At 70.7% G+C, this 26,712-nt stretch carries 27 protein-coding genes, 1 tRNA gene and 2 pseudogenes; 15 read left to right on the forward strand and 15 right to left on the reverse strand.

What is annotated here, in order from left to right:
- Positions 1-21: 21 nt before the first annotated feature.
- From DIZ27_RS02135 to DIZ27_RS02145, 3 genes are all read right to left on the reverse strand, one after another.
- Positions 22-1,674, reverse strand: a complete 1,653-nt coding sequence (locus tag DIZ27_RS02135) for a long-chain fatty acid--CoA ligase (protein ID WP_181383338.1) — start codon at positions 1,672-1,674, stop codon at positions 22-24.
- 124 nt (positions 1,675-1,798) lie between these two features.
- Complete coding sequence (locus tag DIZ27_RS02140; RefSeq protein ID WP_109376505.1) at positions 1,799-2,359, reverse strand: SigE family RNA polymerase sigma factor; 561 nt, start codon at positions 2,357-2,359, stop codon at positions 1,799-1,801.
- A gap of 266 nt (positions 2,360-2,625) precedes the next feature.
- Positions 2,626-2,949 carry a hypothetical protein gene (locus tag DIZ27_RS02145; protein WP_109376506.1) on the reverse strand — a complete coding sequence of 108 codons (324 nt, stop codon included), beginning with the start codon at positions 2,947-2,949 and terminating at the stop codon, positions 2,626-2,628.
- 358 nt (positions 2,950-3,307) lie between these two features.
- Between DIZ27_RS02145 and DIZ27_RS02150 the strand changes: the two genes are divergently transcribed.
- Both DIZ27_RS02150 and DIZ27_RS02155 read left to right on the forward strand, forming a co-directional pair.
- On the forward strand, positions 3,308-4,189 hold the full coding sequence (locus tag DIZ27_RS02150) for a bifunctional DNA primase/polymerase (protein ID WP_109376507.1): 882 nt from the start codon (positions 3,308-3,310) through the stop codon (positions 4,187-4,189).
- A gap of 266 nt (positions 4,190-4,455) precedes the next feature.
- Complete coding sequence (locus DIZ27_RS02155) at positions 4,456-5,034, forward strand: DinB family protein (RefSeq protein WP_109376508.1); 579 nt, start codon at positions 4,456-4,458, stop codon at positions 5,032-5,034.
- Between the two features lie 36 nt (positions 5,035-5,070).
- Here DIZ27_RS02155 and DIZ27_RS02160 read toward each other — a convergent pair whose 3' ends face one another.
- From DIZ27_RS02160 to DIZ27_RS02175, 4 genes are all read right to left on the reverse strand, one after another.
- Entirely contained in the window at positions 5,071-5,445 is a 375-nt protein-coding gene (locus DIZ27_RS02160) for a transcriptional regulator (protein WP_109376509.1), read from the reverse strand.
- Positions 5,442-5,852 carry a hypothetical protein gene (locus DIZ27_RS46750; RefSeq protein WP_258308192.1) on the reverse strand — a complete coding sequence of 137 codons (411 nt, stop codon included), beginning with the start codon at positions 5,850-5,852 and terminating at the stop codon, positions 5,442-5,444. The genes DIZ27_RS02160 and DIZ27_RS46750 overlap by 4 nt, the downstream gene beginning before the upstream one ends.
- A gap of 45 nt (positions 5,853-5,897) precedes the next feature.
- Complete coding sequence (locus DIZ27_RS46755; RefSeq protein WP_258308193.1) at positions 5,898-6,335, reverse strand: hypothetical protein; 438 nt, start codon at positions 6,333-6,335, stop codon at positions 5,898-5,900.
- 454 nt (positions 6,336-6,789) lie between these two features.
- Positions 6,790-7,077, reverse strand: coding sequence for a hypothetical protein (locus DIZ27_RS02175; protein WP_109376510.1), 288 nt, complete (start codon positions 7,075-7,077; stop codon positions 6,790-6,792).
- Between the two features lie 291 nt (positions 7,078-7,368).
- Here DIZ27_RS02175 and DIZ27_RS46760 point away from each other — a divergent pair, with 291 nt between their 5' ends.
- A complete protein-coding gene (locus DIZ27_RS46760; RefSeq protein WP_258308194.1) occupies positions 7,369-7,734 on the forward strand; it encodes a DUF6083 domain-containing protein in 366 nt (121 codons plus the stop codon).
- Positions 7,735-7,895: 161 nt separating this feature from the next.
- On the opposite strand, the gene DIZ27_RS02185 is transcribed toward DIZ27_RS46760, so the two are convergent.
- Complete coding sequence (locus DIZ27_RS02185; RefSeq protein WP_219933581.1) at positions 7,896-8,867, reverse strand: EamA family transporter; 972 nt, start codon at positions 8,865-8,867, stop codon at positions 7,896-7,898.
- A 52-nt stretch (positions 8,868-8,919) separates the two neighbouring features.
- Between DIZ27_RS02185 and DIZ27_RS02190 the strand changes: the two genes are divergently transcribed.
- Complete coding sequence (locus DIZ27_RS02190) at positions 8,920-9,444, forward strand: MarR family winged helix-turn-helix transcriptional regulator (RefSeq protein ID WP_109376671.1); 525 nt, start codon at positions 8,920-8,922, stop codon at positions 9,442-9,444.
- Positions 9,445-9,752: 308 nt separating this feature from the next.
- The gene (locus DIZ27_RS02195; protein ID WP_109376511.1) at positions 9,753-9,956 is read left to right on the forward strand and encodes a hypothetical protein; all 204 of its coding nucleotides are present in this window, start codon (positions 9,753-9,755) and stop codon (positions 9,954-9,956) included.
- A gap of 134 nt (positions 9,957-10,090) precedes the next feature.
- Here the strand turns inward: DIZ27_RS02195 and DIZ27_RS02200 are convergent.
- The 3 genes and pseudogenes from DIZ27_RS02200 to DIZ27_RS02210 form a co-directional block, all read right to left on the reverse strand.
- Positions 10,091-10,177 (reverse strand): annotated as a pseudogene (locus DIZ27_RS02200) (IS5/IS1182 family transposase); the annotation flags it as partial.
- Between the two features lie 252 nt (positions 10,178-10,429).
- The gene (locus DIZ27_RS02205; RefSeq protein ID WP_109376512.1) at positions 10,430-11,917 is read right to left on the reverse strand and encodes a penicillin-binding protein 2; all 1,488 of its coding nucleotides are present in this window, start codon (positions 11,915-11,917) and stop codon (positions 10,430-10,432) included.
- Positions 11,918-12,039: 122 nt separating this feature from the next.
- Positions 12,040-12,558, reverse strand: coding sequence for a GNAT family N-acetyltransferase (locus tag DIZ27_RS02210; RefSeq protein WP_109376513.1), 519 nt, complete (start codon positions 12,556-12,558; stop codon positions 12,040-12,042).
- Positions 12,559-12,634: 76 nt separating this feature from the next.
- On the opposite strand from DIZ27_RS02210, the pseudogene DIZ27_RS02215 reads away from it, so the two are divergent.
- A pseudogene (locus DIZ27_RS02215) lies at positions 12,635-13,023 on the forward strand (alpha/beta fold hydrolase); the annotation flags it as partial.
- A 53-nt stretch (positions 13,024-13,076) separates the two neighbouring features.
- Here DIZ27_RS02215 and DIZ27_RS02220 read toward each other — a convergent pair.
- Positions 13,077-13,163 (reverse strand) — tRNA-Ser (locus DIZ27_RS02220).
- A 64-nt stretch (positions 13,164-13,227) separates the two neighbouring features.
- Positions 13,228-14,772 (reverse strand): S1C family serine protease, encoded by a 1,545-nt coding sequence (locus DIZ27_RS02225; RefSeq protein WP_109376514.1) that lies wholly within the window; start codon positions 14,770-14,772, stop codon positions 13,228-13,230.
- A 318-nt stretch (positions 14,773-15,090) separates the two neighbouring features.
- Between DIZ27_RS02225 and DIZ27_RS02230 the strand changes: the two genes are divergently transcribed.
- The 3 genes from DIZ27_RS02230 to DIZ27_RS02240 all read left to right on the forward strand — a co-directional run bounded on the left by DIZ27_RS02230 (position 15,091) and on the right by DIZ27_RS02240 (position 17,932).
- Complete coding sequence (locus DIZ27_RS02230) at positions 15,091-15,918, forward strand: glycerophosphodiester phosphodiesterase (RefSeq protein WP_109376673.1); 828 nt, start codon at positions 15,091-15,093, stop codon at positions 15,916-15,918.
- 206 nt (positions 15,919-16,124) lie between these two features.
- Positions 16,125-16,763, forward strand: coding sequence for an ATP-binding protein (locus tag DIZ27_RS02235; RefSeq protein WP_109376515.1), 639 nt, complete (start codon positions 16,125-16,127; stop codon positions 16,761-16,763).
- A gap of 203 nt (positions 16,764-16,966) precedes the next feature.
- Positions 16,967-17,932 (forward strand): DUF5926 family protein, encoded by a 966-nt coding sequence (locus DIZ27_RS02240; protein WP_109376516.1) that lies wholly within the window; start codon positions 16,967-16,969, stop codon positions 17,930-17,932.
- Positions 17,933-18,425: 493 nt separating this feature from the next.
- Here the strand turns inward: DIZ27_RS02240 and DIZ27_RS02245 are convergent, their stop codons facing one another.
- The gene (locus tag DIZ27_RS02245) at positions 18,426-19,091 is read right to left on the reverse strand and encodes a bifunctional DNA primase/polymerase (protein ID WP_109376517.1); all 666 of its coding nucleotides are present in this window, start codon (positions 19,089-19,091) and stop codon (positions 18,426-18,428) included.
- A gap of 639 nt (positions 19,092-19,730) precedes the next feature.
- Between DIZ27_RS02245 and DIZ27_RS02250 the strand changes: the two genes are divergently transcribed.
- Both DIZ27_RS02250 and DIZ27_RS02255 read left to right on the forward strand, forming a co-directional pair.
- Positions 19,731-21,188, forward strand: coding sequence for a PP2C family protein-serine/threonine phosphatase (locus tag DIZ27_RS02250; RefSeq protein WP_109376518.1), 1,458 nt, complete (start codon positions 19,731-19,733; stop codon positions 21,186-21,188).
- 168 nt (positions 21,189-21,356) lie between these two features.
- The gene (locus DIZ27_RS02255; protein ID WP_375231922.1) at positions 21,357-22,868 is read left to right on the forward strand and encodes an aminopeptidase P family protein; all 1,512 of its coding nucleotides are present in this window, start codon (positions 21,357-21,359) and stop codon (positions 22,866-22,868) included.
- A 93-nt stretch (positions 22,869-22,961) separates the two neighbouring features.
- On the opposite strand, the gene DIZ27_RS02260 is transcribed toward DIZ27_RS02255, so the two are convergent.
- Positions 22,962-23,426 carry an ATP-binding protein gene (locus DIZ27_RS02260; RefSeq protein WP_109376519.1) on the reverse strand — a complete coding sequence of 155 codons (465 nt, stop codon included), beginning with the start codon at positions 23,424-23,426 and terminating at the stop codon, positions 22,962-22,964.
- A gap of 220 nt (positions 23,427-23,646) precedes the next feature.
- On the opposite strand from DIZ27_RS02260, the gene DIZ27_RS02270 reads away from it, so the two are divergent.
- The 4 genes from DIZ27_RS02270 to DIZ27_RS02285 all read left to right on the forward strand — a co-directional run bounded on the left by DIZ27_RS02270 (position 23,647) and on the right by DIZ27_RS02285 (position 26,699).
- Positions 23,647-24,474: a hypothetical protein gene (locus DIZ27_RS02270; protein WP_109376520.1), complete on the forward strand. Its 828-nt coding sequence runs from the start codon at positions 23,647-23,649 to the stop codon at positions 24,472-24,474.
- Between the two features lie 271 nt (positions 24,475-24,745).
- Positions 24,746-25,495, forward strand: coding sequence for a YcnI family protein (locus DIZ27_RS02275; RefSeq protein WP_109376521.1), 750 nt, complete (start codon positions 24,746-24,748; stop codon positions 25,493-25,495).
- A gap of 92 nt (positions 25,496-25,587) precedes the next feature.
- The gene (locus DIZ27_RS02280; protein ID WP_109376675.1) at positions 25,588-26,244 is read left to right on the forward strand and encodes an SCO family protein; all 657 of its coding nucleotides are present in this window, start codon (positions 25,588-25,590) and stop codon (positions 26,242-26,244) included.
- Complete coding sequence (locus DIZ27_RS02285) at positions 26,241-26,699, forward strand: copper chaperone PCu(A)C (RefSeq protein WP_109376522.1); 459 nt, start codon at positions 26,241-26,243, stop codon at positions 26,697-26,699. Before DIZ27_RS02280 ends, DIZ27_RS02285 begins: the two co-directional genes overlap by 4 nt.
- Positions 26,700-26,712 lie beyond the last annotated feature (13 nt).

Below are 26,712 nucleotides of genomic sequence, written 5' to 3' on the forward strand. Positions count from 1 at the left end.
AGGGGTCAGGGGCGTTGAGCGTCAGAGCCGGGTGACGTCCAGCGTGCCCTCGGCGTACTGCCTGCGCAGCACCTTCTTGTCGAACTTGCCGACGCTCGTCTTCGGCACCGACTCGATGACCGTCCAGCGCTCGGGCAGCTGCCACTTGGCGACGCCCCCGTCGGCGAGGAAGGCGCGCAGGGTGGTGAAGTCGGCGGTGGACCCCTCCTTGAGGACGACCGTGGCCAGCGGGCGCTCCCCCCACTTGTCGTCCGGGACGGCAACGACGGCAGCTTCCGCGACATCGGGGTGGGACATCAGCGCGTTCTCCAACTCGACGGAGGAGATCCACTCGCCGCCGGACTTGATGACGTCCTTGGCCCGGTCGGTCAGGGTGAGGAAGCCGTCGCGGCTGATGGTGCCGACGTCCCCCGTCTTCAGCCAGCCGTCCTCGCTGAACTTGTCGGCGGGGCGCAGCGGTTCGGCGTCGGCGCCGTTGTAGTAGGCGCCGGCGATCCAGGGGCCGCGCACCTCCAGCTCGCCCGCGGACTCGCCGTCCCAGGGGAGCCGTTCGCCGCCGGGGCCGGTGAGCCGGGCCTCGACACCGGCCGGGAAACGGCCCTGGGTCAGGCGGTAGCCGAACTCCGCCTCGGTGCCCACGGCGTCGGCCGGCGGACGGGCGATGGTGCCGAGCGGGGAGGTCTCCGTCATGCCCCAGGCGTGGCAGACCCGCATGCCCAGCTCGTCGAAGGCCTCCATCAGCGAGGGCGGACAGGCCGAGCCGCCGATGGTGACCTGGGTGAGGGAGGAGACGTCCCGGGGCTTGGCCAGCAGCTCGGCCAGCAGGCCCTGCCAGATGGTGGGGACGGCGGCGGCGTGCGTCGGCCGCTCCCCCTCGATCATCTCGGCGAGCGGGGCGGGCTGCAGGAAACGGTCCGGCATCAGCATGTTGACGCCGGTCATGAAGGTGGCGTGCGGCAGGCCCCAGGCGTTGACGTGGAACTGGGGCACCACGACCAGGGAGGTGTCCCGGTCGGTCAGGCCCATCGACTGGGTCATGTTGACCTGCATCGAGTGCAGGTAGATCGAACGGTGGCTGTAGACCACGCCCTTGGGGTCCCCGGTGGTGCCCGAGGTGTAGCACATGGCGGCGGCGGCGCGTTCGTCCAGCTCCGGCCAGTCGTAGGCGACGGGCTTTCCGGCGATCAGGTCCTCGTACTCGTGCACCCGGGCGTCGGCGTCCGCCAGCGCGGAACGGTCTCCGGGCCCGGTCACGACGACGTGCTGAACGGTCTTCAGGTGCGGCAGCAGCGGAGCGAGCAGCGGGATCAGCGAACCGTTGACGATGATCACCCGGTCTGCGGCGTGGTTGACGATCCACGCGAGCTGCTCGGCCGGAAGGCGGAGGTTCAGGGTGTGGAGCACCGCGCCCATGCTGGGGATGGCGAAGTACGCCTCCACATGCTCGGCGTTGTTCCACATGAGCGTGGCCACCCGGGCGTCGCCGGTCACCCCGAGGTCCTCACGCAGGGCGTGGGCCAGCTGGGCCGAGCGGGCGCCGATCTCCGCGTAGGAGCGGCGCTGCGGGTCGCCCTCGCCGGTCCAGGTGGTCACCTGTGACGTGCCGTGGATCGTCGACCCGTGGGTCAGGATCCTTGAGATCAGCAGCGGTACGTCCTGCATGGTGCTGAGCACGGCGTCCTCCTGGGCGACATTGCCTACGCGGCGGTAACGGTTGTGCTGATTCTGCGCACATACCGCTTGGTATGTCACTAGGCGGACGGATGATCGATCACGTTCCGCGGAACTTCGTTCCCGGTCAGGACCGGACGAGCCCCAACTCGGCGTCGTCCCGCAACTTCCCGAGCGCCCGCGAAACGGCCGATTTCACCGTGCCCACCGATACGCCGAGCACCTCGGCCGTCTGGGCCTCGCTGAGATCCTCGTAGTACCGCAGGACGACCATGGCACGCTGTCGCGCGGGCAGCCGCATGATCGCCCGCCACATCGCGTCGCGCAGCGCCTGCTGCTCGGCCGGGTCGTCGCCGCCGGGGACCGGGTCCGGCTCGGGCAGCTCCTCGCAGGCGAACTCGTCCACCTTGCGCTTGCGCCACTGCGACGTCCGCGTGTTCAGCAGCGCCCGGCGCACATAGCCGTCGAGCGCACGATGGTCCTCGATACGCTCCCAGGCGACGTACGTCTTGGCGAGCGCGGTCTGCAGCAGGTCCTCCGCGTCGCTCGGGTTCCCGGTCAAGGACCGGGCGGTACGCAGGAGCACCGGCTGCCGGGCCCTCATGTACGACGAGAACGACGGGTACGGGAGGGTCTGCTTCGCCGGAGCAGCGGCGTTCGAAGCGCTGGTGCAGACGGGTCTGGTCATGACTCAACGCTATGAGCGGGGCACGTCCGGCAAATCGGCCGCAGGTCCCGAAGCCGCGTCCCCCTCAGGTTGTAGGGGTGGGGCCTGCCGCACCTCCTGAAGGTGGACGAGCGGGGGAGACCCCGTGCGGGTTCCCCCTTGGGGGAAGCACCGCGGAAACCCGAAAACGCCTGCGCGACGGTACCGGAGTACCGCCGAGCAGACGCTTCGCACCCCACGGATCGCACCCCACACGGCGTCAGAGGGCCGTCGGCCCTCTCACCTCATCACCACAGCGGGGTGAAGTTGACCACCACGTTGTCGTTGCCCTGGACGACGGACGTGAACGCGGAGCCGTTGACCTGGGCGGTGTTGCTCTGGTTCGAGGCACCGGAACCGACGGCCTGCTGCTGCGTGGTGGCCGCGTTGCCGAAGTTGTCGCCGCCGACGCCGCTGCCGAGCACTCCCGCCTCGGCGCTTGTGGCCGTGGCGTTCGATCCGTCGTCCGCTAGGGCGCCGGCGTCCGCCACAGCGACGCCGGCGAAGAGGGCAGCCGCGAGCGGAAGAGCGGAGACGGCGGCGATGACTCGGGCGGTACGGATGCTTGCCATGTTGTGTTCCCTCCAGAACCAAGGACGCACCGGCTCATGAGCGTGTGTGCGTGATGTACGGCTGCCACCAGGGGAGTCGGCCGACCACCCCGGCACTGTGCACGACGTCGCGAGATCAGGATTGCCCACCGAATCCTGGTGAACCACCTCGGAAGCCGTCATTAGCACGCAAGCGTGAGCACAAGTCGATAAACCTCCCTCTCCCCCCTGAGTCGCCTCTCCGCCCGACACGGCCGGCTCCGCGTCAACCCCCGCAAGAGGGGAAGCGTTTCGGCACTTTTTCCGCAAACCCTGTGAACCCCGGCGCGTCACACCCACCCCTCTTCCCCTTCTCGAACGTGCGTACGAAAATAGGTCCATGGCCACCACCGACCGGCAGGCCACCACGCTGGCCCTCGCACACGCTTTGTCAGCCGCCGAACGCGGACTGGCCGTCATCCCGCTGTCCCGGACCAAACTCCCCGCCCTACGCTCCCCGCACCGCGACGAACCTGTCCCCCGTCCCGGCCGAACCACCCCCTGTCACGGCGAGTGCGGCCGCTTCGGGCACGGTGTGCACGACGCCTCCACCGACCCCGCCCGCATCCGCGCGCTCTTCGCCGCGGCGCCCAGGGCCACCGGCTACGGCATCGCCTGCGGACTGCCCCCGCACCACCTCATCGGTGTCGACCTCGACACGAAGACCGGTACGGACTCCTCCGCCGCCCTGCGCGAACTGGCCCTGCGTCACCTGTTCACGGTCCCCGCCACGGTGACCGTCCTGACCCCCAGCGGCGGCCGTCACCTGTGGCTCAGCAGCCCGCCGGACGTCGTCGTCCCCAACTCCGCGAGCCGCCTCGCCCCCGGCATCGACATCCGCGGCGCCGGGGGCTATCTCATCGGCCCCGGCTCCCGCACGGACCACGGCACCTACACGACCGTCCCGGGGACCGCTCGCTCAGCCCCCGCCGCCTGCCCGCCCGCCCTCCTGCGGCTTCTCCTGCCACCGCCCCGCGCCCACCACCCCACGCCCCCGTCGGCCGGCGGTCACGGTCGGGGACTCGTCCAGTTCGTCCTCGCGGCGCACGAGGGCCAGCGCAACACCCGCCTGTTCTGGGCGGCCTGCCGCGCCTACGAGGACGGCATCGGCCCCGCCCTGGTGAACCCCTTGGTCGACGCGGCCCTCACCACGGGCCTGTCCGAACGCGAGGCCCGCGCGACCATCGCGTCAGCGGCCCGCACGACGGGCCACCACCTCTGACCCACAACCCGGGATCCACCGGTCGTCCCCTCCCCCGCGCCCCACGAAAACCGAAGGCCCCGGACACACCACCGCCCTAGAGTGCCGACCATGTCACTCGCCCGCGCCGCCTCCGCTTCCAACTGCTTCGCTCCCGGCCGCTTCACTTCCGGCTGCGCGGTCGCCGCCTCAGCGCGAGCCCCGCGCTGCGGTACGCACCCTGGGAGCAACCGGTCGAGGACGAGGAGATCCGACCGTACGCCCCGCACACACCTGGAAAGCCCCGAATGAGCACCCCGACCCCCGACCCGGCCTCCACGATCCCCGCTGCCCCCACTGCCCCGACCCCCCTCTCCCGAACAGAACTACTGCGCTGGCAGTTCGAACTGACCTGGTCCCTGTTCGAGTACCACCTGGAGCGGCTGGAGCCGGACGACTTCCTGTGGGAGCCCACCGCCCACTGCTGGACGATGCGCCGTGCCGCCGACGGCGCCTGGACCCCGGACTGGGCGGAGACCGAGCCCGACCCCGTACCCGTCCCGACCATCGCCTGGGTCAGCTGGCACATCGGCTGGTGGTGGAGCGTGGCCCTGGACCACGCGCACGGGCGTCGGCCCCGGGAGCGGACCGAGGTCACCTGGCCAGGAGAGGGGCCGGCGACCGTCCAGTGGCTGCGCGACCTGCGGACGGAATGGCTCGCGACGCTGGACGGCCTCACCGACACCGACCTGGACGCCACGGCACCGTTCCCCTGGCCGTCCGACCCGGCGTACACCGTGGCCCACACCGCCGCCTGGGTGAACACCGAACTCCTGAAGAACGCCACGGAGATCGGCCAACTCCGCCTCCTGCGAGCGGCGTCATGACCCCACGGGCCCGGGGGCCGAACTCCTGAGACAGCGTCACGCCTCGGGCGTACCGGGAGCCGGACGGGGGCTCTCCAGCCGGAGGACGAGTGCGCGCAGGGCACGAAGTTCGGCGTCCAGCGCCTGCGCGCCTTCACGGGTGAGGGCGATCCACGTTCGGGGACGCCGACCGACGTAGCCCTTGTCCACGGTGATCAGATCCGACTCCTCCAGCACCTTCAGGTGCCGGGAGAGGTTTCCGTCCGTGACGGCCAGTTGCTTCTTCAGGAAACCGAACTCGACTCGGTCTGCTTCTTTGGCGATGGTGAGGATGCCGAGTCGCACACGCTGATGGACGGTGTCGTCCAGCGACTGCGTCGGATGGAGGCCCTCCTGGCCGTCCCACGCCTCCGCCGAATCCCCGACACTCATGAGACAACCGTATCCGCATCGGCACTACCGGGCCCGGCTCGATGACGTGCCACCGCCCACTCGGCCAGGCCGGCGAGAAGCAGGATCGAGGCCAGGAGGAGCGCCTTGGCCTGCGGTCCGTCGGTCCAGCCGGGGTGGGCGGGGTGCTGCCAGGGGAGCCACCCCGCGCCCCAGGAGGCGCTGAGGTAGCCGGTGAGCAGCAGGGCATGAGCGGTGCCGGCGGCTACGGCGACCCAGCTGCGTTCGACCAGACCCAGGGCGACGAGCCCGATGCCGACCAGGTACCACGGGGAGGCGTAGCTGTTCTGCAGCAGGACGACCTCCCACGACTGGCTCCAGCCGAACAGCAGCGCCATCAGGGCGGTCGTGATCACGGCGGTGACCACGGCGGTCGTACAGATCCACACGCCGCGGCGGGGGACGACACCCCGGGCCTCGCCACGCAGGCGGTATCAGCGGGCGAAGGCGAACCATGCCAGGGGAAGGAGTGCGAACCACACCCCCCAGGCCACGAAGCGCAGGACGGCGCCGCCGAATTCGCCCTCCAAACAGGGGGTTCCCGGTTCGTGGACGACGCACAGGCCGGTCAGCTCGGCATAGGCGAAGGCCGGATAGGACCCGACGTTGCGGCCGTGGGCTCCGAAGTTGAAGGCGTACCGGGCAACCGGAGCGGCCGCCAGCGCGAGGAGGCCGAAGCCGAGGAGGGAGATCCACGAGCCGTTCATCTGTGCGCGGGTCCTGGCCCGCAGACCTTCCGTGGTCGCCAGCAGGTCGGCCACATACGCCCCCGGTTCAGGCCCCCCGCTGCTCAGTGACGGTTTCCCCACGATGTCCCCCTTGTGGTCGCGCTCCGGCAGCGCCGGGAAGCGGACGGTCGGTCGGCCGCCCACAGCTTTACTTTGGATCGCAAAGTACATGGCAGTCAAGAGTGGCTGCCCGCCGGGCGCGAGGCCACCGGCAGGAGCGGACGACCCACAGCACGCCGGTGCAGCTGTCGTCGTCCTCGTGTCCCTCGAGTCGGATGCCCGCCGCCTCGGCCACCCGGTCGTCGCGACCGGCGGCCCTCGTCCCGTGCGAGGCCCGGAACTCGTGCGGGGTCACGTCGGTCGACCCGGCCACCGACACCGTGGGACCGAAGTGCGCTTTGCACCACCGGTTGCCGCGCGGCGGTTTGCCACCGGGCGTGGCGAGAAACCCGAAAGGGCCCGCATGTGCGGGCCCTTTTCCGCGAGGGCTGGTGCACAGCCTGTGGAAGCGCACCCGCCCTCACCGAGGTCGCGCCGGCCGCGATCCGCGGGGTTCGGGAAGTCGCCGCCGTCTGATGTCGCTCACCGACCGGTGGCGTCAGGCGCCTTCCGCCCCGGTCGTCTCCTCGGGGGCCGCGGTCCGGGCGCTACGACGGCCCAGCAAGGCGCTTCCCACGATCACCAGACCGATGGCGACGATCTTGGCGGCCTGGTAGTAGCCGGTTGCCGGCTCCTCCGGAGTGCCGGGCAGCCGGAAAAAGACCCACGCTGCCGCGAGACCGCCGATGACGATCAGTGCGACCGCTCCCCACGTCCCGATGTCCGCCCACCAGGGCCCCAGGTCGTGACCCCGCTCGTCGTCATGCTCAACTTCCTTGCTGGTCAAGGTGGTTCCCCCTGTGCACGTGGTGAAAGTCGCGAGGAAAGACGCGGGCCCGGTGCGGGCGGTTGCCCGACCGAACGTTCCCTGCCGAGCGCCCCGCACGGGGAGCTGGGGCGGTTGGTGGACCGCGGTGAGCGCGAGGTCGGTCCAACGAGGCCGAACGCGACCTGCCAGGGCCTTGTGCGTCCGCTCACACTCATATGCATGGGGGCATCTCAGGGCAACAGGTGCGCTTCATGCCAGACATGCGGTAAGGGTGATCCAACCGTACGGGGGCGCGGACAGATCAGCCTCTTGGTCGAGCTCTGCGAGTCCTGTTGGCAGCGACTGGCCGACGACATCGCCGAGGAGGAAGGCGCCACGACCGCGCCACTGCCCGACCCCGACGACGTGACGTGGATCGAGGCACCGACCTGCCCTGACTGCGGCGCCGAAGTGCGCGTGTACCCGACCGACTACGACCGGTGGGGCAGTCTTGCCGTCCGAGAACGACCCGCCAAGGACGTGCCACCGCGGTATCGCTGGCGGCTGGTCACGACAGCCGGCGGCCCCGTCGCGGTCCGTGTCCGGAGGATCGAGCCGCCCCTCAGTGATCCGGTGGTTCCGGATCATCGGATGCTCCGTGTCCCCGATGAGGACGACCCTTGGGGCGTGGGCTGACGCGTGCCCCTCTCCTGCCCGATCGAGCGGCCGCGGACGGAGAACCACGGGGAGCACCGGGCAGTCACGGTAGCCGGACACAAGAACGGCCCCCGATCAAACATCCAGGTCAGGGGCCATTCTCACTGTCCATCCGGCGGAGGTGGTGAGATGGCGGGGCTTCACTCGTCCTCGTACACATCCGGGCCGGCGCCCTGCCCACGCCTCCGGCCCTCTTGGGGGATCGCGCACAGAGGACGCTCACGCGGGACGCTCGTCGGACACGGACGGGGAGGTGCCTGTCTGCTGTCGCGTCGACCCGCGCTCTTGGGTTGGCCCAGAACGACTCCGACCAGGACCAGGACCAGTCCGCACAGTTGCTGCACGGTCAGCACCTCTCCGGCGATCGCGGTGCCGAGCAGTACGCCTGTCACGGGGTTGAGCAGTCCGATCATTCCGACTGTGCCCGCGGGCAGGTGCCGCAACCCGGTGAACCATGCGGCGAAGGCCAGTGCGGTGGCGACCAGGGCGACATAGCCGAACGCGAGGGAGGTCGATGTGGAGAGCGTGGGCGGAGGGCCCTCCACGGCTGCGGCGACCGGAAGCAGGAACAGACCTCCGGCGGCGAGTTGCCAGGCGGTCGAGGCGAGCACATCCGCACCGCCACTCCACCGTTTGGCCAGGATGTGCCCGAAGGACGACATCAGCATGGCGGCGGCCGAGGCGAGGACTCCCGGCACGCTCACCCCTTCCACCCCTGCGAGCAGCATGAGACCGACCCCACCGAGTCCGATCGCGGCGCCGACCAGGTGGGCGGCCCGGGGTCGCTCGGACACCAGGGGCCAGGCGATGAGCATCATCGTCAGCGGGGCCACCGCCATGACGGTCGAGGCGACGCTCGTCGGAAGCAGTTGGGAGGCGGTATAGACGAGGACGAAGAACGCGCTCATGTTGAGCAGCCCGAGCACGGCGGACCGCCACCACCACGCGCCGCGCGGCCGCCGCCTGCACAAGGCGAGCAGGACGAGGCCGGCGGGCAGGGCCCGCAGGACGGCACCGTAGAGCGGGCGGTCGGCCGGCAGGAACTCGTGGGTGACGAAGTAGTTGGTCCCCCAGGCCACCGGCGCGACTGCGGTCAGTGCCACCCAACGCATAGTAGCTTCCATGGAAGCCAATATAGCTTCCTGGGAAGCTACTATGGTGTTCATGGAGCATGGTGAACCACTGGACCGCGTTGCCCGCATCCAGGCCGACTGGCGCCGGGAGCGCCCCGACGTCGACGTCAGCCCGCAGGGTGTGATCGGCCGACTGCACCGCCTGGCCGACCTGCTCACCGAGGAGCTCTGCCTTGTCTACGGCCGTTACGGCCTCAGCGAGGGAGAGTTCGACGTCCTGTGCGCACTGCGCCGCGCCGGGGAGCCCTACGAGCGGGCACCCGGCGAGCTCGCCGCGCACACCATGGTCACCACCGGCGCGATGACGAAGAGGATCGACCGCCTGGAGCGAGCCGGACTCGTCACCCGCCGCCGTTCCCACGACGACCAGCGCGGCCGGATCGTCGCCCTCACCAGGCCCGGACGCGAACTGATCGACCGAGCGTTCACCGACCACATGCGCAACGAACGCCACCTGCTGGCTCTGCTGACGCCCACCGAGGCCGAGTCACTCGAAACGCTGCTCACCACCTGGCTCTCCCGCATGGAACATCCGCGCGCTCCCGGCAGCGGGTGACCCGCCGCCCCTCCGAGCTGCGACCAGGGGGCTGCCGAAACCGGCGCGCACCACCGTGTCCCGGAGGGTGGCGCCCGAGCGGGTCGACAGGGGTGCCCGGTGTGCCGGATGTCGTAGAAACGGAAGCCGTCCGGGAGACGGACGACCGCGCGCCCGACGCCGCTTCCACCCGAACGAGGGGCCGGAGAGCCCCACATGATGAGGCACAACCCGATCCTGGTGGGCCTTGGGGCCGCTGGGCCTCCGCGCTCGGTCTCTTCACGTGCCGCCTTCTGGGATGATCATGCTGCACGGGAAGGGAGCGGTGCATGCCTCAGGACCAGGAACGACCCCCCGCGGAAAGCCCCGGCTGGATGGTGCTGTGCATCGTCTGGTCCGGGTGGTCGGCCACCAGTACGACCAGTCCGCTGTGGGTCCGCTTCGGCTGCCTGGTGTTCCTCGTCGCCTTCGTCGCACTCCTGCTGCGTCATGTGGTCAAACGCCGCCAGAGCGGCAGGTCCCGCCCCTCGTGACATCCGCCTCTGACACCGACGTCGGCGCACAGCGGCGCATCAGGCAGACCGTGAGAGCCCCGGTGATCCGACTCCGCACCTCGTTTCGACAGCGCCTCAGGGCCCGGGAGCGAACCCCCTGAGACCGTGTCCTGTGTGATGAGTCGGACGAGTCGCTTGTAGCAGCACAAGGCGGCGGCGAGGCCGAGGAAGGCCAGGTGGTTGCGGGATCGGCGTTCGTAGGAGGACGCGGTCTCAGGCCGCTCGGTCGCCCCACCCCGGCCTTGGCCCGCCTGGGGCGGAGCAGTTACGGCCCACCGACCGGCACACCGCACGGAGTTCGTGGTCCGCACAGGGTCCACCGGCGGACCTCCCGGGTCCTTGGGTCGGCCACGTCACTGGGCGGAAGCCCCGGCTCCTCCTCCACCAGTGAGCGCCCCCGGTGACTCACTTCCCCGGACAAGGCACCGCCGTCCCCTGCTCCGCATCCGGCTTCACTGCTGCAGGACCGCCTTCATGACGCTGCGGGCGATGGGTGCTCCGAGGCCGCCGCCGGAGATGTCCGCGCGCGAGATGTCCATGTCGGTCGGGTCGATGAAGACGGCCACGGCGACCGAGGATCCGTCCTGCTTCTTGCCGTAGGAGACGAACCATCCGTACGGCACCTGGTCGGCCACGTCGACACCGCGTTGCGCGGTACCGGTCTTGCCGCCGACCGTGATGCCGTCGATCTGGGCGCGGTGGGCGCTGCCCTCCTTGGCGGTGAATTCCATCATCTGCTGCACCTTCTGCGCGGTCTCGGCGGAGACCGCCTCGCTCATCACCGCGGGTTGGGTCTTCTCCAGGGTGCTGAGGTCCGGGCCGCGGACCTCGTCGACGATGTAGGGCTGCATCAGCTTTCCGTCGTTGGCCAGTGCGGCGGTGACCATGGCCATCTGCATCGGCGTGCTGGTGAGGCTGCCCTGTCCCATACCGGTGAGCGCGGTACCGGGCGCGTCGAGGTTCTCGGGGTAGAGGCTCTTGGTGGCGAGCAGGTCGCCGAAGTCGTCGGAGTAGACGTCCTCGTTGAAGCCGAACTTCTCGGCCGTCTCCCGCAGCTTGTCCTGTCCCAGTGCGGACGCGGCGTCCAGGAAGACGTTGTTGCACGAGTACTGCATGGCGGTCTTCATCGACGCCTTGCTGCAGACCGCGTCGCCGGCCTCGCTGCCGATCCTGTTGGTGGACTGCGGCAGGGGGTACGGGGAGACGGCGTCCGTACGGGCGTCGATGTCGGTGACGATCCCGTGCTCCAGGGCGGCGGCAGCGGTGAGGATCTTGAAGGTGGAACCCGGCGGATAGGTCTCCCGCAGCGCGCGGTTGGCCAGCGGCTTGCGCTTGTCCTTGTCGAGGGCCACGAACCGGTCGGACTCCTTGAACGTGCCGCCCGCGAACCGCGCCGGATCGTAGGAGGGCGCCGAGACCAGGGCCAGCACCTTGCCCGTCCGGGGATCCAGCGCGACCACGGCCCCCCTCGCGCCCTTCAGGTCGGTCAGCCCGTCGTAAGCGGCCTTCTGTGCCTTCGGGTCGATGGTGGTGACCACCGAGCCGGGCCGCTGGCCCTCGCCGCTGATGACATCGGCGAACTGCTGGAAGGCCAGGCGGTCGTCCTTTCCGGTCAGGATGCCGTCGTACGTCTTCTCCAGCAGCGTCATGCCCTGCGCCTGGGACGCGTATCCCGTCACCGGCGCGTACATCGGCCCGTCGACGTAGGTGCGCTTGTACTTGAGGTCGGTGCCTTGTACCTCGGTGGAACCGGTGACGGCCCGGCCCCCGACGATGATGTCTCCGCGTGGGGTGGCGAACTGCGCGATCTGCACCCGCCGGTTCTTCTGGTCGGAGGCGAGCTCCGGGGCTCGCACGTACTGCAGCCAATTCGCGCGGAGCAGCAGGCTGAGCACCAGCAACCCGCAGAAGATCGCCACGGCCCTCAGAGGCTTGTTCACCGGCGTCTTCCGTCGAGGCTCGGCCGGATGGATATGGGGATGTGTCGTCGCGGCATATGCACACCTTAGACACACCTGAGAGTGGCAGATGCTCAACAGTCAAGGCCTGGGGAGCGTCGAAGTCATCGCCCGAGGCTCCGGTGCCATCGGATCTCGCCTTCGTGCCATTCTTCGGTGGGTGTGAGCCCGGCGGCGGTGGCGACGGCGGCGGAGGCCCGATGGTCGGGGTGGATGTGTGCGATGACGGTGTGCACCGGCTGCCGGGTGAGCCAGGTGACGAGTCCTCGGGCCGCTTCGGCGGCGATGCCCCTTCCCTGCCACGGGGTCCCCACCACCCAGGCGATCTCCGCGATGGGGCCGTGGCCGGAGGGGCCGACCGTCGCCTGGACGGTGCCCGTCAGGCAGGACTCGTCACGGAGCCGGATCACCCAGTTCAGCCAGGAGACGGCCGGATCGGGAGAGCCTGCGGTCATGCGCTGGTAGCGCGAGCGCAGGGTGTGCGGGGTGTCCGGAGCGCCGCCGGTGAAGGTGTGCAGAGCCGGGTCGGACAGCACGGCGGCCATCTCCTCTGCGTGCTCGACGCGCAGCGGCAGCAGGTCCAGCCTGCTGGTGCCGATCGTCCGGGCTGCGAGAGCGCTCACGCCGCGGCCGCCTCGGGGCGTTCGACGAGCCGGCCGCGGCGTGATCGAGGCCGGCCGATTCCCTGGGGGCTCCGACGTGGCATGGTCCGAACACGTGGTGGTGCGAGACGGCGTCCGGCTTGCCTGCCGGGACCGGAGCGGGCCGGGACAGCCCCTCGTGCTGCTGCACGGCCTGGCCGGTCACGCGGGTGAATGGGACGCATTGGCACAGCGCTTGAGCTCCAGATATCGGGTCGTCGCGGTCGACCAGCGCGGGCACGGCGCCGGCCAGCGCCACCCGCGGGACGTCTCCCGCGCCGCCCACGTCGCCGACGTCATCGCCATTGTCGATCAGCTGGCGCTGCGGCGGCCCGTCCTGTCGGCCAGTCGCTGGGCGGGCACACCGCCATGCTCACCGCCGCCGCGCATCCCGGGCTCGTCCGCACACTCGTGCTCGTCGAGGCCGGTCCCGGCGGTCCACACCCGGCCGGCCCCCGACCGACTTCCCAGGTCAGGGGCCGTTTGCACTGCTCGCAGAGCGGAGGCGGTGGGATTTGAACCCACGGTGACATCGCTGCCACGACGGTTTTCAAGACCGTTCCCTTAGGCCGCTCGGGCACACCTCCCCGCGCCGGCCGGGTGATCGGCGGCGCGGGACAAGGGTAACGGGTCGGTGCGGGAGGGGTGGCGTCAGCTGTCGCCGATGCGGGAACCCAGGGTGAGTTCCGTGGTCTGCTGCTTGCCGCCGCGTTCGTAGGTGAGCGTGACCTTGTCGCCCGGCTTGTGGGTCCAGATCTCACCGATCAGGGTCGGGCCGGAGTCGATGACGCGGTCGTCGAGCTTGGTGATGACGTCACCGGGACGCAGGCCTGCCTGGTCGGCGGGGCCGCCGGGGTCGACCGCCGCGGAGCCGCCGGCGCCCTGATCGGTGATCTTCGCGCCGCCCGCTCCCTCCTCCAGGGAGACCGAGGCGCCGATCTTGGCGTACACCGGCTTGCCCGTCTTGATCAGTTCCTGGGCGACGTACTTGGCCTGGTTGATCGGGATGGCGAAGCCCAGGCCGATGGAGCCGGCCTGTCCGGTGCCGAAGCCGCCATTGCTGGTCGACTGGATCGCGGAGTTGATGCCGATGACGTTGCCCTGCGCGTCCAGCAGCGGCCCGCCGGAGTTGCCCGGGTTGATCGAGGCGTCGGTCTGCAGGGCGCTCATGTACGAGGCCTGGTTGCCGGTGCCGTCGCTGGAGGCCACCGGGCGGTTCTTCGCGCTGATGATTCCGGTCGTCACCGTGTTGGACAGGCCGAAGGGCGCGCCGATGGCGATCGTCGAGTCGCCGACGGCGACCTCGTCGGAGTTGCCCAGCGTGAGGGGTTTCAGGTTCGAGGGGGCGTTCTTCAGCTTGATGACCGCGACGTCGTAGCCCTGGGCGTGGCCGACCACCTCGGCGTCGTACTTCTTGCCGTCCGGGAAGGTCGCCGCGACCTTCCCGCCTTCGACGGCTTCCGCCACCACGTGGTTGTTGGTGACGATGTGGCCCTGTGTGTCGAACACGAATCCCGTGCCGGTGCCGCCCTCGCCGCTGCTGCCCTGGGCCTCGATGGTGACCGTGCTGGGCAGCGCCTTGGCGGCCACTGCGGCGACCGTGCCCGGGTCGCGCTTGACGTTGCCGCCGCTGGTGGACGAGGAGACCGTCGTCGAACCGTTGCCGTCGTCGTTGTTCTTGGCCAGCGTGTATCCGAGGCCGCCGCCCAGGCCACCCGCGACCAGCGCGGCCGCCAGGACCGCGGCGGCCAGGCGACCGCGCTTGCCGCCGCCGTTCTTGGGGGCGGGCTGCTGGTACGAGCCCCAGCCGCCCGCGCCGTGACCGGCACCGCCGTCATACGACGGGATGCCCGGAGCCGGGGGCGGGGGCCAGGAGGGGTCGGGAGCGGAAGAGGTGCCCGCCGGGGCTCCCGAAGGGGCTCCGGACGGAGGGCCTGCGGGGGCCTGTTCCCGGGCGCCGTGCCCTCCGTATCCGGCGTGATCGCCGTATGCGGGGTGTTCCGGCGTGCCGTGGCCCGGTGCCGCCCCCGGAGCGGTCGGCGGGACCGGGGGCATGGAGGTCGTCGGACTGCCCCCCTCCGGGGCCGGGCGCTCCTGATGCGCCGGAGCTGCGGGAGCGTCCACCGGCGTGGGCGGTACGGACGGGGCCGGGGGTACCGATGCGCCCTCGTTTGTGCCCTCGTTCTCGGTGCTCACAGCTCTCTCTCCTCGATCCACGGCTGTCGTATCGGTCACACTCGGTCTCGCCCGTTCACGCTCATTCACGCTCGTTCACGCATGTCGACGAGTCCGGCGCGCTTCAGCTGTGCGTGTCTCTTTGTATGACGCCAGCTTTTCCTATGAGCCGTCAGGGCACCATAAGCCGTTCCTGTGGGTGCGAGACCATTCTCCATATAGGGCATTACTCACTAAGGGTGCACCATCGCGATGCCTCCGATCAGACGACCGCAGCGTCCACACCACCGACGCCTGGACGACCACACATGTGCCCCCGTGCGGTGGCACCATGACGCGGTGACCCCTGCACGTCAGCGCCCGCCCCAAGTCGTCGCCCACCGCGGAGCCTCCGAGGACGCTCCCGAGCACACCCTGGCCGCGTACCGCAAGGCGATCGCGGACGGTGCGGACGCGCTCGAATGCGATGTACGCCTGACCGCCGACGGCCATCTGGTCTGCGTCCACGACCGTCGCGTCAACCGTACGTCCAACGGCCGCGGTGCGGTTTCGGCGCTGGAGCTCTCCGATCTGTCCGCCCTGGACTTCGGCTCCTGGAAGACCCGCCACCCGCTCGGGGGGCGTGTCGAGGAGCCCGACTGGGTGCACCGGCCGGAGGACAGGGAGGCGACCTCCGTCCTCACCCTGGAAAGGCTGCTCGAGCTCGTCGTCGACGCCGACCGCCGGGTGGAGCTGGCGATCGAGACCAAGCACCCCACACGGTGGGCGGGGCAGGTGGAGGAGCGGCTGCTGCTCCTGCTGAAGCGGTTCGGTCTGGACGCCCCCGGTGCCGCCGAGGAGTCTCCGGTACGCGTGATGAGCTTCTCCGCGCGGTCGCTGCACCGCGTGCGCGCCGCCTCGCCGACACTGCCGACGGTCTACCTCCAGCAGTTCGTCTCGCCCCGCCTGCGCGACGGGCGGCTGCCGGAGGGCGTGGACATCGCGGGCCCCTCGATCCGGATCGTACGCAGCCACCCCGCGTACATCGAGCGACTGAAACAGTCCGGCCACCAGGTGCACGTGTGGACCGTGAACGCCCCGGAGGACGTGGATGCCTGTGTCGGCCTCGGAGTGAACGCCATCATCACCAACCGGCCCCGCGCGGTGCTCGACCGGCTCGGCCGCTGACCCGTGCAGACCGCCTGACTCCCGGGGCCTGCGGGGCCTGCAGGGTTCGTGTGACTCAGTGGCTCATGTGGCTCATGTGGCTCGTGCAGGGCTCTTGACCGGACACGCCTCCCGGCGCATCCTCACATCTCGGCCACATCGACGAGATCCAGCCATTCGGTTACAAGGAGTGCTCCGGCGCATTCGGTGCGTACCCGATCGTTCAAGTGCGTCACCGCACACGGATTGGCCGGTTTCCGGTTCAGGCCCGTGGGGCATTCACACCGTGGCGTGGGGCGAAGGAGGTCTCGGGGGTGGCGTTGGTGGTGGCACAGGAAGTGCCCACGTCGTCGAGCATGGCCGTACCTCATGGCCCTGCGGGCGTGGGGAAGGCGAGGCGCCGTATGCGCCTGCAACTGCGTGACGGCGGAGTGGCGGACACGGTCATCGACGATGCCGTACTGATCCTTTCCGAATTGCTGAGCAATGCGTGCAGACATGGCCGGCCCCTGGGCGGCGCCCTGGCCGGGGACGGCGCCGTCCGTGCGGCCTGGCATGTGCACCCCTGCGGCCGGCTGGTCGTGGAGGTGACCGACGGCGGCGGCCCGACCCGCCCGGCGCCGGCCACCCCGTCGGTCACCGCGCACGGCGGCCGGGGGCTGAACATCATCACGGCGCTGGCCGACGACTGGGGCGTACGCGACGAGGTACCCGGCGAGGTCACGGTATGGGTCGTCGTCCACGACGACGTGCACGACCCGGACGCCGGACACCGGCGCGACGACTTCGCCACACGGGTGACGGCCCCCGCGGTGTCCGAGATACCGGGACTGGAGTTCGCGGAAGCCTTCGACACCTTCGACTGACCGCGCAGCCGTGCGGTGATCCCATGGTCTTCCCCGGCCACCCGCGCGGTTCTGCGCGCGTCGGGCGATCCCGGCCCGTGGGGCTCACGCGTCACGGCCCGCTGTCCGCAGGCGGCACGTCGTCCACAGGGTCCCGTCGGTCGCGTCGTGAACGGCTAGGCTCCCGCCCGTACGAGACGAGCCGTAACCGGGAGACACCCACGATGGCCAAGAAGCGCCCCCAGACGAAGGCCAAGCGCCCCCAGCTCACAGAGGGAGAGATCCCGGTCGTCGGCGCCCGTGAGCCCTGCCCCTGCGGCAGCGGTCGCCGCTACAAGGCCTGCCACGGCCGTGCCGCCGCGCACGCCGTGACCGAGCTGGTACACCGTCCGTTCGAGGGCCTGCCGGGCGAGTGCGACTGGGTGGCACTGCGCGAGCTGGTGCCGGCGGCCACCGTCGAGCTGCACCTCAAGGGCGGCCTGCCCGAGGGTGTCCCGTCGGTCACCCTGGCCACCGTGCTGCCGATGGCCTGGCCCGCGCTGCGCCGTGACGACGGCTCGGTCCTCCTCGGCCTGCAGAACGACACGTCGTCCGGGGACATCAGCCGTGACCTCGCCGACACCCTCCAGCGCGCGCTCACCGCCGACCCGGGCACCCCGGTGCAGGCCCGCCGCGCTTCGGCCGAGGGGGCCCGCCTGCAGGATCTGCTGGACCTCGGGGGTGCGTTCGAGCCTGTCGTGCACAGCGGATTCGAGTTCTGGGTCCCCGACCCGGAGAACGCCGCGCCGGACGTGACCGCCTCCTTGGAGCGGGCCAACGCGGCGGCCATCCCGACCGTCAAGCTCTCGGGCGTGGACGCCGCGTACTGGTGCGAGACGCCGGAGAAGAACCATCTGCGGTGGGTCATGCCGCACCCCGAGGAGCAGCTTCTGGACGCCTTGGCGCGACTGCACGCGGCGGGCTGGTCCTCCCTCGGCGAGGGCACCCGTCTCGTGGGCTCCTTCCGTGCTCACGGGCTCACGGTCCCGGTCTGGGACCTGCCCAGCGGGGTCGGCGCCGAGGATGTGGAGAAGCCGGCGGCCGAGTTCGCCGAGCGTCTCGCCGCCGCCCTGGCCACCGAGGCTCCGCTCACCGCCGACGAGCGCCGCGCGCGTGGCGGGCTGACCAACCGGCAGGTCACCCTCAGCTGAGACAGGCCGAGAGGCGTGGCGGCACGGGCGTGCGCCCCGGTCGTGCTGACTTACCGGTCAGCACGACCGTCCCGCCGGAACCACCAGCTTCCTTCACAACTTCCGGCGTGGACAAGCCAGTCGGTGACCGGAAAAGCTGAGTTCGAATTTGCTAACAGCCGATCTCTTGTTACCGTTCCAGTAGCCCGGTTGCTGGTGCATCCCCCGTCGCCAGCAACCGGGTCTTTGCGTGACCGCCGTTGCTGACAGAGCGCAGTCGCATGCCAACCGGCGGTTTCCACCGGCGGGTTGCTCCCGGTCGGACGCGCCCGTCGAGGGCAGGTCGGTCCCGCGGATGGCCACCGCGTCGACGTGGGCGAGGGCGAACGAACTCTTCCAGGGCCCCGGCGCGGCCCTGGCGTGCGTGACGGTGCAGCCCCGGGCCTGACGACGGTGCGGCCCCGGCAGGTACGCGCTTCAGCGGACGGGTGCACGGTTCGCACGCCGACGGCCGCTACATCTCGGGCGCGCTCACACCCGTACGCGTGAGGGTCTCGACCACGGCGTCCACCACGGCCTCGACATCGGGCACCCACGGCGAGGCGGAGCCGGGCAGTGGCGCACGCTCCCAGCGGACCCCGCCCCGGCCGGTACCGGACGGGGGCAGGGCGAGGTAGCCGCCCTCGCCGTGGAAGCGGAGGGAGCCGGGGACGAAGTCCTTGGCGTAGAGCAACTCGCCCAGTTGTTCCAGGGAGTACGGCTTGACCAGGATCGACCAGCGGTCCGGTGCGGCGACGACCGGGCCGAGCCGCATGCCGAGGCGGTCGAGGGCATCCAGGGCGCGGGCGGCCGGCACCGCGGGCAGGGAGACCGCACAGGGCGCCCTGCCCCCGGTGGCCAGGATGACGGGCGCCGTGGGCCGGTTGCCCCACCACCAGCGCACCATGCGCGCGTCGGTGGTCGCGGCGAGCAGGCCGGGGTCGAAGGGATGAGCGCCCGGCACCGTGCATTCGGGGTCGGGGCAGCCGCAGCGGGACCGGCCCTGCGGATCCGCCGCCACACCCGGGAGTACCGGCCACCGCCAGTCCGAGGCGAAGGTCAGAGCCGCTTCGATCAGTTCGGGCCCGCTGTCGCCACCCTGGGACAGGAGCCTGCGTCGCCTTCCGAGGATCTCGCGCATGAGCGCTCGTTCCTTTCCGTTGCACGCCTGGCAACACCGTGGTCCACGTCACAACATGAGTCGATCACTGCACTGTGCGTACCTACTGTGCGTACCTGTTGGCGCATCACACCCCCGCACCGGGCAAGGGGAGCCCCTATGGGCCGAGGCCGAGCAGGGGCTGCCTCCACGGCCGTACCACCCATACCGCGTCGAGCAGAAGCACGGGGATGGCGTGGGGTGGCGAAGTCCGGCGTTTACTGTCGCGCTTGTTTCTCTCCGCCTCCGCCACGGGAGGATGGGGCACGGTCGTCGGTGGTTAAGACGCCCGGGTCCGTCGCCAGGTTCCCGGGTGATTCCCAACCACCCCTGGCCTTCACCGAGTACGTACCCATCACGACCGCTGTGACGCTCCGTTCAGCAAGCCCAGTCGACCGCAATCAGCCTCCCCCTGAGGCAGTTTCAAGCCAAGTTCGTTTTTCGGCAAGAGGTCGGGAGTGAGTTCCCTTCAGGCCCACGGACACCAGGAATCCCAGCAGGACAATGCTGGACATCTCCTCACGAGTACGTGTACATGTGGAGACACTGCCGGCGACGCAGAATGACATGGGGGTTTGCGATGCTTTTGAGCAGTAAGTACCGGCCGGAAAGCCGGACGCCATGAACGCCCCTCATCCTTCGAAAGTGGCCGGAATCGATTCAACGGTCCCCGCACCCGCGCACACTGTCGCGTCCGTCGCCACAGGTACCTCCCCGGCCTCCCCGGCAAACCCCCAGAACGCCCCGGGCGCGCTGCTCCAGGACCGTCTCGCGGGATGGGTCTCCGACCTCACCACCCTCCACGAGCTGACCGAACGCCTGGCCCGTACGCGTGCCCTCGACGAAGCGCTCCGGGAAACGCTGCGCGCCGGCGCCGCCCTGGTGGGCGCCCCGCGCGGTCTCGTCGTCCTGGAACCCGCCGACGGTCTCGGTCCGGACAACATGATCGGCCTCGGCCTGGCCCGCGCGGACCTCGGTCACATCGAGACCATCCCGCGCAGTTCTCTGCCGTACGGCAGGATCCTCGACGGACTGCCCGGCGCCGACGACGGCATCGCCGAGCCCGACCTGCTCGCCGAGAAGGGGCTCGACCCCAGGCACCGCGAGGTCGCCGCCCGCCTCGGCTACGCCGCCAGCTACACCCTGCCCCTCATGCCGGAGCCGCCGGAAACCCCACAGCCCACGGACGCCCCGCTCACCGCAGGGCCCGGGCTGCGCCTGGGCGCGGCGGTGTGGCTCTACGACGAACCGGCCGAGCCGTCGGAGCGGCAGCGTCATCTCATCGGCCTGTACGCCCGGTACGCCGCCGAGCATCTCGCCCGCCTGCTGGAACTCGAGCGCACGCGCGCGTCCATGGCCACCATCTCCGAGGAGCTGCTCCCCTCGCGCCTGCCCAGGATCCCCGGCGTCCAGCTCGCCGCCCGGCACCGCACCTCCTCGCACGGCGGCGACTGGTACGACGCACTGCCGCTGCCGGACGCCGCCCTCGGCCTCGCTGTGGGGTCCGTCACCGGGGCGGGGCCCAGCGTGGTCGCCGCGATGGGCCGGCTACGGGCGTCCCTGCGCGCGTACGCCGTGATGGAGGGCGAGGATCCGGTCGCCGTCCTGTCCGACCTGGAACTGCTGCTGAGGCTCACCGAACCGGCCCGGTCGGCCACCGCCCTGTTCGGCTACTGCGAACCCGCGCTGCGCAAGATCACGCTGGCCGGTGCCGGGCACAGCCCGCCGCTGCTGATCGGCGAGCGCCGCACCGAGTTCGTGGAGACGTCCGTCTCGGCTCCCCTGGGCATGCTCGCCTGCTGGGAGGCACCGAGCGTGGAGGTGCACCCGGAACCGGGCGAGACGGTTCTGCTCTACACCGACGGGCTGCTGCACCGCACCGGCGACCCCACCGACCGCGCCTTCGCGCGGCTGCACGCGGCAGCGGCAGGCGTGCCGCAGGCGCTGCGCCGTGACCCCGGTGCGATCGCCGACCACATCCTGCGCACCGTGCTGCCCGAGGGGGCGGCCTCGTCGAAAGGGACGTCCGCGGCGGACTCCGCGGAGGACGTCGTCCTGCTGGCCGCGCGGTTCGAGTAGCGGTTCCAGAGCGCCCGGCGGCCGGTCCGGGACGTCATCCTCCGCATGCCCTCGGTAACGGGCCCTTCCGCTCTGCGACTGTTTCGCCGACGACCGTACGATGGTGGTGGTCCCCCCTGCCCGGACGAAGCCGCGAGCTCGGGGGAGTCCAGAGCCTTACCAAGGAGGATGACCGCTGTGGCAGAAGAGCTCCCGACCGCGTTCGACCAGGCTGCCGACGCGGCGGCCCCGGAAACCGCGGAAGGCCCGGAGACTGCCGAGGAAGCGCCCATCAAGCAGCGCAAGAACGGCCTCTACCCCGGCGTGTCCGACGAGCTGGCCGAGAACATGAAGAGCGGCTGGGCCGACACCGAGCTGCACGACCTGGAGCCGATCCCCCAGGCCGCCGAGACGGCCGCCCGCCGCGCCGCGCTGTCCGCCCGCTTCCCGGGTGAGCGCCTGGTCGTCCCCGCGGGCAACCTGAAGACGCGGTCCAACGACACCGAGTACGCCTTCCGCGCGTCGGTCGAGTACGCCTACCTCACCGGCAACCAGACCGAGGACGGCGTCCTCGTCATGGAGCCGACGGACGACGGCCACCAGGAGACGATCTACCTCCTGCCGCGCTCGAACCGTGAGAACGGCGAGTTCTGGCTGGACGGCCAGGGCGAACTGTGGGTCGGCCGTCGCCACTCCCTCACCGAGGCCGAGCGGCTGTACGGCATCCCCGCCTCCGACGTCCGCGAGCTGGCCGGAGCGCTGCGCGAGGCCACCGGCCCCGTACGGGTCGTGCGCGGGTACGACGCCGGGATCGAGGCGGCGCTGACCGACAAGGTCACCGCCGAGCGCGACGAGGAGCTGCGCGTCTTCCTCTCCGAGGCACGGCTGGTCAAGGACGCCTTCGAGATCGGTGAGCTGCAGAAGGCCGTCGATTCCACCGCACGCGGCTTCGAGGACGTCGTGAAGGTCCTCGACAAGGCCGAGGCCACCAGCGAGCGCTACATCGAGGGCACGTTCTTCCTGCGTGCGCGGGTGGAGGGCAACGACGTCGGCTACGGCTCCATCTGCGCCGCCGGCCCGCACGCCACCACCCTGCACTGGGTGCGCAACGACGGTCCGGTCCGCTCCGGCGACCTGCTGCTGCTCGACGCGGGCGTGGAGACGCACACGTACTACACCGCCGACGTCACCCGCACGCTGCCGGTCAACGGCCGCTACAGCGAGCTGCAGAAGAAGATCTACGACGCCGTGTACGACGCCCAGGAGGCCGGTATCGCGGCGGTCAAGCCGGGCGCCAAGTACCGGGACTTCCACGACGCCGCGCAGCGGGTGCTGGCCGAGCGGCTCGTCGAGTGGGGTCTGGTCGAGGGCCCGGTCGAGCGGGTTCTGGAGCTGGGTCTGCAGCGCCGCTGGACGCTGCACGGCACCGGGCACATGCTCGGCATGGACGTCCACGACTGCGCGGCCGCGCGCACCGAGACCTATGTCGACGGCACGCTGGAGCCGGGCATGGTGCTCACGGTCGAGCCGGGCCTGTACTTCCAGGCCGACGACCTGACCGTGCCCGAGGAGTACCGGGGCATCGGCGTCCGCATCGAGGACGACATCCTGGTCACCGAGGACGGCAACCGGAACCTGTCCGCCGCGCTGCCCAGGCGGTCGGACGAGGTCGAGGCATGGATGGCCGCCCTCAAGAGCTGACGCACGCAGGTCGGCCGGGTACCACGAGTGGTACCCGGCCGACCTGCGCTCAGGGGCGCGACCGCGAGCGCGTTTGGAGGCCCGGTGGTGTGGTCAGACCACCATCAGCGGCGCGTCCTTCCGCCATTTGAGAATCTTGTCGAAGCTCACCACGGCGCCGCCCAGCCCCGGTTTGTTGCCGATGTGGACGTGGTCGGCGAGTTCCTGGATGAGGCAGAGGCCGCGGCCGTGTTCCGCGTCGGACGGCACGGGGCGGGCCGACGGACGTGCACGGCCGCCGGTTCCGGCGGGAAAGCCGGGTCCCACGTCGGCGACCTCGATGCGGCACTTCTCGCCGTCGAGGTAGGCGGTCACCCGGTATGCCTCCGAGGAACCGCCCCGGGCGGCGCCCCCACCGTGCTCGACGGCGTTCGCGCATGCCTCGCTGAGGGCCACGGAGAGGTCGTAGGAAATGTCGGGGTCGACGCCCGCGGTCTCCATGACGCCGATCAGCAGACGTCGGGCGAGCGGCACGCTCGCAGCGTCTCGCCGCAGATGGAGTGACCACCAGATGCTCATGCTCCAGCCTCCCGGCCGCGGCTCGACATACCGTTACTTATTGCCCTGCGTACTCGGTTGTAAGCGCGCAGCTGACGTGACACCCCCCATACGGCGGGCGCGCCGTGGAGCCGAACGGTGTATGTGGGGCGGCTGGTGACAGAGGTGATCTTCCGGTCGTACCTCATCTTGCGGACCTGCCGTACGGCGGCGTCGGGGCCAGTGCGATGATGGGGCCGCCATGACTGCCCCCCACGTGCGCACGACGCGCTCCGGACGCGGGCTCCGGACCCTGCGGGCCGCGGTGTTCGCCGCGGTCTGTGTCGTGCTGGCCGGGGCAGGTCACACGCTCGCCTCCCACGCCCCCGTTCCCCTGTGGACGCTGGGCGCGGGGTTCCTCGGGACGGTCGCGGTCGCGGCACCGCTCGCCGGACGCGTGCGTTCCCTGCCGGGGATCACGGCCATGCTGGCGGCCGGTCAGACCGTACTGCACATCGTGTTCGGCATCGGTCAGCACGGCGCGGCGGCCCCTGCGGACGCGGCGTCGCCCCTTTCCGACGCCTCGCTGATCGAGCAGGCCGCACGACTGGTGTGCGGCACCACCGCGGCGGCCATCAGTCCCGCGCAGGCACAGCGCATCCTCATCGACGCGCGGGTCCACCCCGGCGCGACCGGCGGCACCCACGCGCACGCCCAAGGGGACACGCTGTCCTCGGCCGCGGTGGACTCGTCGGCGCCGGCGCTACTGCCGACCCTGCCGATGCTGCTCGCACACGTCCTCGTGGCGCTCGCCACGGGCTGGCTGCTGCGCCGCGGTGACCTGGCGCTGCTGCGGCTGGCCGAACTGTCGGCACACGGTGTCGCCGAAGGTGCCCTCGTACGGTCGCTGCGCGCGGCGCTCACCCTGGTGCTCGCCCTGCGCGCGGGCCTCCCGGGGACTCCGCAGGTCACCCCGTGTCCGGTGCGCACCGCACCGCCCGCGCCGCCCGTACCCCGTACTGCCGCACTCCAGCACACGGTGATCCGCCGGGGTCCGCCGACCGGTACCGCACTCGCCCTCGCCGCCTGACGCGACCGGGCCGCACTCCGCCACCACCGGACAACCGGAGGGGAGGGGGGCGCCGGCGTGCGGCACGTGCGTGTGCGTCCGTTCTCCCGCGTACGACGAGCCGTCGGTGACCCAGGCGTCACAGCCCCGCAGTCGGCGACCCGGCGGCCGGACAACAGAGCCGTCGCCGGCACAGGTGCGCACCGCCACAGGTGCGCACCGGCGCAAGTGCCCGCCCGTACGCGTATCCCTCACCGCCAGCGAAACCCAACTGAAGCGGAGTGCTTCTGCCATGAAGGCTTCCCGTATCGCCGCCGCCGGCGCCGTCGCCGGTGTCGCCGTCCTCACCCTGTCCGCCCCCGCCTTCGCGCACGTCAGCGTGCAGCCCGAGGGCGAGGCCGCCAAGGGCGGCTACGCGGTGGTGAACTTCAAGGTCCCCAACGAGCGTGACGACGCGTCGACGACCAAGCTCGAAGTGACCTTCCCGACCGACCACCCGCTGGCCTCCGTGATGCCGCAGCCGGTCGACGGCTGGGACGTCAAGGTCACCAAGTCCAAGCTGGACAAGCCGCTGGAGATGCACGGCAAGAAGATCGACGAGGCCGTCACCAAGGTCACCTGGACCGCCGACGGCGACGGCATCGAGCCGGGCTTCTTCCAGAAGTTCCCGGTGTCCGTCGGCACCCTGCCGGAGAACGCCGACGAACTGGTCTTCAAGGCCCTGCAGACGTACTCCAACAAGGAGGTCGTCCGCTGGATCGAGGTGCCGCAGGAGGGCAAGGACGAGCCCGGCTACCCGGCTCCCGTCCTCGCCCTGGCCGAGGCCTCCGCCGACGGCCACTCGCACGGTGCGTCGGACGACAAGGCCGACGACGCCAAGTCCGCCGGGGACGCCGAGAAGGCAGCCGCGGAAACCACCGCGGCCGCCGACTCCGGCGGCACCGACACCACCGCCCGCGTCCTGGGCATCGTCGGCATCGTCGTCGGTGCCGCGGGCGTCGCCTACGGCGTGCTCGCCGGGCGTCGGCGCACCTCCGCCTGACCCCTCCCCCCCTGGACGGCGCGCGCCGGGGCCACCCACGGTCCCGTGGAGCCCCGGTGCGCGCCGGAGAACTCACATCCCTGGAAAGCATCATGCGCAAGAAGACCTTCACCGCGGCGGCCCTGCTCGCCGCCGCCACCCTGACTCTCTCCGCCTGCGGCAGCGGCGACGGCGACAGCGGCAAGCCCGTCGCCGTGGTCTCCGAGGAGGCCGGCGCGGAGAAGGCGGCCACAGCCCTCGACAAGCCGTTCGAGAAGCCGGATCTCGTCCTCACCGACACGCAGGGCAAGGAGTACGACTTCCGCGAGGAGACCGCCGGCAAGCCCACGCTGATCTACTTCGGCTACACGCACTGCCCCGACGTCTGCCCGCTGACCATGAACAACCTCGCGGTGGCCAAGAAGCAACTGCCCCAGGACCAGCAGGACAAGCTGCGGATCGTGTTCGTCACCACCGACCCCGAGCGGGACACCTCCGCCGCACTCGGCAAGTGGCTCAAGGGCATCGACGACCAGGTCGTCGGCCTGACCGGCGACTTCGACACGATCCAGGCCGGCGCCCGCACCCTCGGCATCTCGATCAACGCACCGCGCAAGGACGACAAGGGCCAGGTCGTCTCCGACCACGGCACCCAGGTCATCGCCTTCTCCCCGAAGACCGACGGCGGCTACCTCCTGTACGGCGAGGACGCCACCGTCGAGGACTACACCAAGGACCTCCCCCGCATCATCGAGGGTGAGAACCCGTGAGGCGTCGTCTCGCGTTCGCCGCGGTGGCCGTCGCCGGGGCGCTGACCCTGGCCGGCTGCGGCGGCTCGGACTCCGGCAGCGACACGGCCGAACTGTCCGTCGACTCCGCGTACATGCCGCAGCCGGTGTCGGACCTGGCGGCCGGCTTCCTGGTCATCAGCAACAAGGGCGGCGCGGACGACCGGCTGACCTCGGTCAGCAGTGACATCGCCGAACGCGTCACCGTGCACGAGACCGTCGACGGCTCCATGCGGGAGGTCGACGGGCTCGACATCCCGGCCCGCGGCAGCCTCGTGCTCGAGAGTGGCGGCAACCACCTGATGTTCGAGCAGCTGAAGCGGAAGCCGAAGCAGGGTCAGAAGGTCTCCGTCGAGCTGCGTTTCGCCCACTCCGACCCCGCCACGGTCGAGATACCGGTGAAGCCCGCCACCTACACCCCGAAGCACGGACACTGAGGGAGACACCCCC

This window comes from Streptomyces sp. NWU339, from assembly GCF_003143855.1.
Taxonomy (GTDB): domain Bacteria; phylum Actinomycetota; class Actinomycetes; order Streptomycetales; family Streptomycetaceae; genus Streptomyces.

Bases quoted from the DNA above. Each gene is read 5' to 3' on its own strand.
- DIZ27_RS02245 (WP_109376517.1), bottom strand. From the start codon at position 19,091: ATGCGCGAGATCCTCGGAAGGCGACGCAGGCTCCTGTCCCAGGGTGGC.
- DIZ27_RS02150 (WP_109376507.1), top strand. From the start codon at position 3,308: ATGGCCACCACCGACCGGCAGGCCACCACGCTGGCCCTCGCACACGCT.
- DIZ27_RS02160 (WP_109376509.1), bottom strand. From the start codon at position 5,445: ATGAGTGTCGGGGATTCGGCGGAGGCGTGGGACGGCCAGGAGGGCCTC.
- DIZ27_RS02255 (WP_375231922.1), top strand. From the start codon at position 21,357: ATGACCGCTGTGGCAGAAGAGCTCCCGACCGCGTTCGACCAGGCTGCC.
- DIZ27_RS02155 (WP_109376508.1), top strand. From the start codon at position 4,456: ATGAGCACCCCGACCCCCGACCCGGCCTCCACGATCCCCGCTGCCCCC.
- DIZ27_RS02190 (WP_109376671.1), top strand. From the start codon at position 8,920: ATGGAGCATGGTGAACCACTGGACCGCGTTGCCCGCATCCAGGCCGAC.
- DIZ27_RS02185 (WP_219933581.1), bottom strand. From the start codon at position 8,867: ATGCGTTGGGTGGCACTGACCGCAGTCGCGCCGGTGGCCTGGGGGACC.
- DIZ27_RS02240 (WP_109376516.1), top strand. From the start codon at position 16,967: ATGGCCAAGAAGCGCCCCCAGACGAAGGCCAAGCGCCCCCAGCTCACA.
- DIZ27_RS02280 (WP_109376675.1), top strand. From the start codon at position 25,588: ATGCGCAAGAAGACCTTCACCGCGGCGGCCCTGCTCGCCGCCGCCACC.
- DIZ27_RS02260 (WP_109376519.1), bottom strand. From the start codon at position 23,426: ATGAGCATCTGGTGGTCACTCCATCTGCGGCGAGACGCTGCGAGCGTG.
- DIZ27_RS02250 (WP_109376518.1), top strand. From the start codon at position 19,731: ATGAACGCCCCTCATCCTTCGAAAGTGGCCGGAATCGATTCAACGGTC.
- DIZ27_RS02195 (WP_109376511.1), top strand. From the start codon at position 9,753: ATGCCTCAGGACCAGGAACGACCCCCCGCGGAAAGCCCCGGCTGGATG.
- DIZ27_RS02270 (WP_109376520.1), top strand. From the start codon at position 23,647: ATGACTGCCCCCCACGTGCGCACGACGCGCTCCGGACGCGGGCTCCGG.
- DIZ27_RS02275 (WP_109376521.1), top strand. From the start codon at position 24,746: ATGAAGGCTTCCCGTATCGCCGCCGCCGGCGCCGTCGCCGGTGTCGCC.
- DIZ27_RS02140 (WP_109376505.1), bottom strand. From the start codon at position 2,359: ATGACCAGACCCGTCTGCACCAGCGCTTCGAACGCCGCTGCTCCGGCG.
- DIZ27_RS02145 (WP_109376506.1), bottom strand. From the start codon at position 2,949: ATGGCAAGCATCCGTACCGCCCGAGTCATCGCCGCCGTCTCCGCTCTT.